Source organism: Borreliella afzelii, from assembly GCF_014202295.1.
In the GTDB taxonomy this organism is placed as follows: domain Bacteria; phylum Spirochaetota; class Spirochaetia; order Borreliales; family Borreliaceae; genus Borreliella; species Borreliella afzelii.
This window is the reverse complement of record NZ_JACHGM010000008.1, coordinates 21,797-28,730: the sequence shown is the minus strand read 5'-3', so window position 1 is coordinate 28,730 and position 6,934 is coordinate 21,797. Positions and strand designations below refer to the sequence as shown.

Sequence of the window (6,934 nt, the reverse complement as noted above, 5' to 3'; positions counted from 1 at the left end):
TTATACTAAAAAAATATAATATATATTATATTTTTTTAGTATAAAAGCTAACCTTCAAAATTAGGAGTTTAAATATCTTTAACCCCAAAACTGACTCCATTAATAAGCCGGCGATCATCTTAAAGTGTGCACTATTGCTTCCTTCACCATTTTATGGTGAAGGAAGCAATAGTGGGACCTAGCCGCACAAAATCATTCGTATATACGTTTTTACCACAGCTAAAATACTTAATATCTGAAGAATACAAATCCCTTATACATAAATAAAGCCAATAAACTGCATGTTTAAATCTATCATTCCGCTCATTTTTTACCCTACTAAACAACTTAATCAATTCTTTAGATCGATCAGAACTTAAACTTAAAAAGAATTTATTAAAATACTCCTCATTATAGTCAGACAATGGGGGGATTTCTCGAGTACCATTTTTCAAACTATGTGCTTATATCCTAAAAAAGATATCCTAGATAAATTGGAGATTTCAGATTTACAGAAGCTTAAAAATTTATTGGAAAAATTATTATCTACAAAAGCAGACATCTCAAAAACACTGAAGCAACTTTTATTAGATTATCAAAACAATGAAAATTCTATAAAAACAGATATTAATGGGCTTAAATCTTGAGTAATCCCACTTCGCAATCCGATGCAAGAAAAACAAAAAGAAGCGGAAAATATAAGGAATGAAATATTTACAATACAAAAGAAACTTTAAGTATGTATTAAAATTACCATATGTAAAAGCCCATCTTTAATAAAAGATAGGCTTAATTTTTAACTAAAGATTACAAAAAATTTTTCACCTATAATTTACATAAACTTTAAGTGCTAATAAGTTTGGCGAACTGCTATTTCTAAATCAAAAAGATTATAGAAATACTTTTTGTTTCATTCTATGATAGCTTTTTAGGCTCTACAAAAACGCTCATCCGCTTTTTAGTAAGAGCATGGTCCACAAAATAAACAAAGCTTTACTTAATTAAAAGCAGTTCCTGCCTTAGTTTTTATCTCTTTGTAATAATAAAGCCTTAAGGATTTAGAGCTGCATTTATATCTCTATCATGTAAAGTGTTACAACTCCCACAAGCCCACCCTGTATCACTTAATTTTGGAGTTGTATTTTTTAATGTGACAACTACTGCACAAGCGCTTACTTGATGAGAAGTATCTATCTGTTTTATGCAAAGGAGACCCCATACCATTCTGATTTATATGACAATTGTCTTACAAACTCATACCATCCTAAATTATTAATACTTTTCCCAAACATTCCTTTTTTGCATGCCTTTAATTGATAAGCTTTCTATTACTATGTTTTCATAATTAGATACAAAGTAATAAGATAATTGATGCAAAAAGTCTTTTCTTTGATTATTTGAAATTTTCTTATGCAGCCGATCAACTCTTAATCTAGATTTAGCTCTATTAATAGATCCTTTTTGTTTTTTGATAGTTTTCTTTGGCATTTCCCAAGTTCATTTTCATTTTTTAGCAAATATTTGGGATTATTGGTTTTCTCGCCCTTGCCGCTTACTAAAAAATGTCTCATACTCATATCAATACCAATTACTTCTCTTTTATCACATTTAGTTTTACTGATATTTTTAGCATCTAAACACTCAACTGTTCCTGAAATATAATATTTATTATCGGTATCTTTTTCTTTAGATAACTTTATATAATTATTTTCTATTCTTATTGAGTTTTTTGATTATTAGTTCTAAAAGTTTGCCTATTTTTCTTACTTTTATATTTAGAAAATCCTTATGTTCTGTTTCCTTTTTCAATTTCTCTAAAAAATTATTATACGCAGAATTTAAGTCAAGTTGAGCATTACAAAGAACTAAAATATCAACTTCCTTTAAGAACAGAAATTCCTTTTTATACTTACTTGAATTAATACTAAGACTTTTCTTATTTTTTCATAATAGTCTTTTTTATCACTTAAAATTTTGTTATACAAAAATCTTATACATCTAAATACTTTTGGAAAATATTTTTTTTGATTAATGTTGGAATATATTCTGTATTTATAAGCTCTATTAACACTTATTATCTTTTAAATTATTAAACCATAATATGGTTATTTGTCGTTATTCGGTAAAAACCATTTATTAATAAATAATTTAATTATTTTAAAAAATTGTAATTTATTTAATATAATTATATAATTATATATCGTTATTAATATAATGATATAAGGAGAATAAAATGAAAATAAAAAACACTTACCACAAAATGGTATTTTTAACGCTTTTAATTTTTATTTCGGCCTGTAGTCAAGACAGCCAACATAAAAAGGACAAAGTATTAAGCTATTCAGAAGAAGATGATAGTCCACATTTATCATCAGCTGCTACAGTTGAGGTTGACTTTCATTCTGGGCCACTTTTCTTAAACAGCATTAAATCTGCGCATGAAACTCTTTTCAAAGCTGATTTAATAGATAGCACTTTTTTTTTCAATTACGAAAAAATAGAAGACATAAGACCCCAACACGGAATGCCTCCAAAACCGCCTTCTTATATTTACTATATGAAACCGACCCAAGAAAGTACATTTTTTACAATAGCACTAAGTACACCTAACTTTGGTGGTCGACACCTGGGACAATTAGAAATAGTGATAAGAGCGTACGATCTTGCTCCTCAAGGATTTATGGTACACAGAGTTAACCATCACCAACGAAACAATCTTAACAAACGATATTATAGATTTTTTGATTCTACAATAAAAAATATTTCGGGAGCAGATACTAGTAGCATAAGATTAAAAAATCTTGATGGGTACTCAGATAGCATAAAATCTAACACTATTATAAATGATAGGGGTAAAATCACTAAATTTATAAATACAGTTCTTGAAGCACTACAACACGAACCTGAAGAAGCCACACAATTAACTCCCTATTTTTCAGAAGCCGTGTCCGCTGTAGTTTTTTTAGGTCTAACTCCCTTATTAGACTACAGAATGCAAAAAGGAATTTCCCAGCTCGTTAGAACTGACCATTCATCAGAAAATCTAGTAATTTCTAATTATATGGGGATGGTAAGAGAATGGGGAAGAATAGGTTACTGGGTATACATTGCAGAACGTTATCCCACTAGAGATATCAGAAAACGTGGGGAACCTCATATAACTCCCGAAGCACCAATGGTTTATATGCATCTAATCAAATATGAAACATGAATAATTATATTATAGATGAGCCGGTCTTTCTAAAATCTTTGATCTAAAAATATCGGCTTATATCTTCTTCCCATAATGGATTTTAGGTTCTACAAGAAGTAGATATCCACTAAACATGGGCCAATAATAATAAATAAGCTTCAACTCAGACAAAAACTGTCTGAGTTTTTATTTCTTTGTAATAAGAAAAGCCCAAGATTTAGACTTGTATTTATATTTTTATCATGCAAAGTGTTACAACTACTGCAAGTCCACCTAGCATCACTTAATTTTAGAGTTATATTTTTAACAAAGAATAACAAAGAATTCTCGACCCATAAAATCTAAAAATTGCACTAATGTTTTAATTATCAAAACTTAATTATTAGGAGGGAATATTAATATGAAAAAAATTTTCACATTAATATTATTTTTGTTTTTGCTATCTAATTTATATGCTAACATGAATAGGCAAACAAAAAAATATATAAGAAATAATTATGCTCGTTTTGAAAATCATATTTATCTAATTTTTTTTTAATTAAAATAGCCTCTTCTTTTGAAAGATGTTTTTTAGCATAAGCACTAAAAAAGCGTATTTTTTTTCTTCACCCCAGCAATTAAAAATAGTTCATGGGAAGCCTAAATCAAAAAAAAGGCGTTTTTTAGATGTCGTTGACATCGCGAGATATATACCTTATAAAAAATAAATTAATAATGGATTCCGAACATCTAAAATTCAAGTCATATGAAGCAATTTTCAAACTTATAAATAGGAATTTGTATCAAATTTTTGATTATTTGATACAAATAAATTCCTATAAAATTGATTATGCTGAAAAATATGCAGACAAAGCTAGAGAGAGGTTTAACAAAGCTTACTTTAAAAGTAAAATAAATACGGTAAAAAAACATTAAAACAAATTTTAGCCGATTTACTTGCTTCAAAATTAAAGTGTAAATAATTCACCAATAGTAAGGTAAACTACTCTTTCTATAATCTTTGATTTAGAAATAGCAGTTCACTACATTGAAATAGAACACACTATTAGGGCTTAAAGAAATTCTCTTATTATTAAAGAGAGCTTCCTTAAGCCCCATAATTGTAAATAAACCAAACAGGTAGCTGTAATGAAAATTTTTTCCATTTGCTACGTTATCTTCAGTATAACTCAACTTAAAATTAAAATCAATTTGTATTTGTACAAAATTGGTATTTTCCTAATTTCTAACTTTAAACAAATTTTTAGTTTTTATGAGTATTTACTTTTATAAAAAAATTGTGCATAATATGTATCATATATTACCAAACAGGAGATGAAAAATGCAAATTTTACCAAAAAATACAAAAAGCACAAATTGCTACAACAAGTTACAGCATAAATTAATAGTTCTTATCTCAACGCTTAAATATGTAAATAGCAAATATAAGAAGTATTCTCAAAAAGTCATACTATATTACTTTAATGAAAATCTAAAAAGAAATAATCAGTCACCTGTTAAACTAAAAACAATGCAAAATTATCTTTACAAATTAGAAAAAGAAATAAAAGTAACAACTAACTACTATAAACACTTGGGAGTAAATTTTGGAACTGAAATTTACTATAAACTTAATTATCCAAAAAAAGAGTGTTATCTTAAAATCAATCAACATTTTAAAGAAAAAAAAGACGCTAGATTTAAATTTAGAGTTGATAATTATCTTATATCTAAATTTAATAAAAATGGGAGTGTAGATTTTAAGGAGTGTTTAAATAATAAAAATAATAATATAAAAAAAGAAGAAGAAAGTAATACAAAAATAGAAAAACTTCAAGTAAAAAAATATTTCAACAAATGTAACTTTTTATGTAAAGAAATTCTTCTGATTTTATTAAACTTAGATCTTAGCAAAGATAAAAAAATTGAAATAATTAAGGCCTTCAAAAGAATTGAGATTAAGCTAATAAAAAGTAAGAATATTTCTTTTGATAAATCTTGCTTTAAAGATAAGCAAAACAAATTAAAAGAAATTCTAGAAAATACAAAAAAACAATTAGAAAAAAAAGGATACAATGTTAAACAATTGAAAATAAATATCCAAAAAATATATGAAATTTACAAAAATAAACCGCATTTTATTATCGAACATCAAAAATATAACGATTTAAGCAAAATAAAGCTTAAATTAGAAAAATCAATTGAATTGAAAAAAGAAAATCCACAAAAAGATTATGAGAATATAAAGACAAATATTTTCAATATCCTTATCGAGCAATTAGGAAAAAAGGAAAATATTGAAGCTATAAAGCCAATTATAAAAACATATTTGAATAGCAAAAATAAATTAGAATATAATAAAGTATTTGATACATATCATTATGAATTATTAGAACTAATAAAAAATGAAAATAATTCTTTAATTTTAAAAGAAGTTGTATAAGAATTAAATATGCAAAATACAGCAAAATTAATAAAATTGGATAAACCAATAGTTATATGTTCAGATAAAAAAGATCTTTTTATCAAGATTGAAAAAGATAATGATAAAACAATGTATCATACAAAAATAATGATGGATATTTATAAGTTCGGACTTAATAAGAAAAAAAATAAATTTCGTATATCATTAAGAAGATTATTCAATCAATCAAAAGTTGAAGAATTTAATTTATTTACACTAAGAGCAGACGATAAATTCTTAGGTATTTATTATGGTTATAAAAAACCAATAAAGAAAATCTTTGTAAGGTATGAAGTTAACGGAATTGAAAAATCTTATCTATTGTCAAAATCATATTACCTAGAGTTTAGATTTAAAAAAGGAAGCATTTTTTGCTACTTCAAGAGTCTATTTAGGTTGTTAAAAAAAGAACAAGTAAATGTTCCCTACAGTAAAACATTATTTAGCATGTTTACGACATTAGAAAAGCAAGTATATGAGTTTTATAATAAAAAATACCCGCAAAAAGGACCTCTTATAAAATGGATAGAAAAAAATTGGCTAAAAAACCAAATATTATAGCTATTGCTTCAATTAAGGGAGGAGTTGGTAAAAGTACTTCTTCAATAATGTTTTCAGCAATTCTTAATAAAACTAGCAAAGTATTACTTATTGATCTTGATCCACAAAATGCAGTTACAAGTTATTTTATAACTCAAGATCATCCTAGGATGGAATTAATTAACATCTATAATTCTTATTCTTTAATAAAGAAAGAGAAAACTTTTAAGGATGTTGTTATCAATGTATCTAAAAATTTAGATTTTATTCCAAGTTATCTAGAACTTGCTAAATTTAGCAAAGAAGGAAATCAGTTCAAAGAGCTTATGCTTAGGAATGCACTGTATAATTATTTAGAAGATTATGATTATGTGATAATTGACACTCCTCCAAGCTTATCATCAGAGCTTGATAATGCTCTTGTGATTGCAGATAAAGTTGTAATACCGGTTCCGCTTGAAAGATGGGCGGTTGAAAATTTGCCATTGCTAATAAATCAGATAAAAGAATTAGAAAATAATTTTATAGGCAAAGAGACCAAAATTATTCATATTTTTGCATCTAAAGTTGAAATAGGTAGAGTTGCTTCAACTGAAATTATGGCTGTATTAAAAGAAAAATACTTAAATAAGTTTATTGGAGAAGTCCATAAAAGTGAAGCTTTGAAAAAGGTGATAGATTATGCTGTAGAGCCAAAAGAAAACGAAAATTATTACAAAGAATACTTGAAAATTTTAGAAAAAGTTTAGTTTTTCTAAAAAAAGTTCAGTCACTGTACT

At 26.2% G+C, this 6,934-nt stretch carries 7 protein-coding genes and 2 pseudogenes; 6 read left to right on the top strand and 3 right to left on the bottom strand.

Annotation, left to right across the window (positions count from 1 at the left end; all coding sequences use genetic code 11):
- Window positions 1-143: 143 nt before the first annotated feature.
- A complete protein-coding gene (locus tag HNP63_RS05560; protein ID WP_183227439.1) occupies window positions 144-434 on the bottom strand; it encodes a P52 family lipoprotein in 291 nt (96 codons plus the stop codon).
- A gap of 3 nt (window positions 435-437) precedes the next feature.
- Here HNP63_RS05560 and HNP63_RS05555 point away from each other — a divergent pair, with 3 nt between their 5' ends.
- The gene (locus tag HNP63_RS05555) at window positions 438-626 is read left to right on the top strand and encodes a CRASP family complement regulator-acquiring lipoprotein (protein WP_029359622.1); all 189 of its coding nucleotides are present in this window, start codon (window positions 438-440) and stop codon (window positions 624-626) included.
- 350 nt (window positions 627-976) lie between these two features.
- Here the strand turns inward: HNP63_RS05555 and HNP63_RS07165 are convergent.
- Window positions 977-2,054 (bottom strand): annotated as a pseudogene (locus HNP63_RS07165) (RNA-guided endonuclease InsQ/TnpB family protein).
- 449 nt (window positions 2,055-2,503) lie between these two features.
- Here HNP63_RS07165 and HNP63_RS05545 point away from each other — a divergent pair.
- On the top strand, window positions 2,504-3,190 hold the full coding sequence (locus HNP63_RS05545; RefSeq protein WP_235685163.1) for a hypothetical protein: 687 nt from the start codon (window positions 2,504-2,506) through the stop codon (window positions 3,188-3,190).
- A 145-nt stretch (window positions 3,191-3,335) separates the two neighbouring features.
- Here the strand turns inward: HNP63_RS05545 and HNP63_RS07160 are convergent.
- Window positions 3,336-3,480, bottom strand: a pseudogene (locus HNP63_RS07160) (RNA-guided endonuclease TnpB family protein); the annotation flags it as partial.
- Window positions 3,481-3,838: 358 nt separating this feature from the next.
- On the opposite strand from HNP63_RS07160, the gene eppA reads away from it, so the two are divergent.
- The 4 genes from eppA to HNP63_RS05525 all read left to right on the top strand — a co-directional run bounded on the left by eppA (window position 3,839) and on the right by HNP63_RS05525 (window position 6,904).
- Window positions 3,839-4,087 (top strand): exported protein A EppA, encoded by a 249-nt coding sequence (gene eppA, locus HNP63_RS06935; protein ID WP_015632770.1) that lies wholly within the window; start codon window positions 3,839-3,841, stop codon window positions 4,085-4,087.
- A 406-nt stretch (window positions 4,088-4,493) separates the two neighbouring features.
- Window positions 4,494-5,594 carry a plasmid maintenance protein gene (locus HNP63_RS05535; RefSeq protein ID WP_183227436.1) on the top strand — a complete coding sequence of 367 codons (1,101 nt, stop codon included), beginning with the start codon at window positions 4,494-4,496 and terminating at the stop codon, window positions 5,592-5,594.
- A gap of 9 nt (window positions 5,595-5,603) precedes the next feature.
- Window positions 5,604-6,176: a DUF226 domain-containing protein gene (locus HNP63_RS05530; protein ID WP_012615127.1), complete on the top strand. Its 573-nt coding sequence runs from the start codon at window positions 5,604-5,606 to the stop codon at window positions 6,174-6,176.
- Window positions 6,137-6,904, top strand: coding sequence for a ParA family protein (locus HNP63_RS05525; RefSeq protein ID WP_014486434.1), 768 nt, complete (start codon window positions 6,137-6,139; stop codon window positions 6,902-6,904). The genes HNP63_RS05530 and HNP63_RS05525 overlap by 40 nt, the downstream gene beginning before the upstream one ends.
- Window positions 6,905-6,934 lie beyond the last annotated feature (30 nt).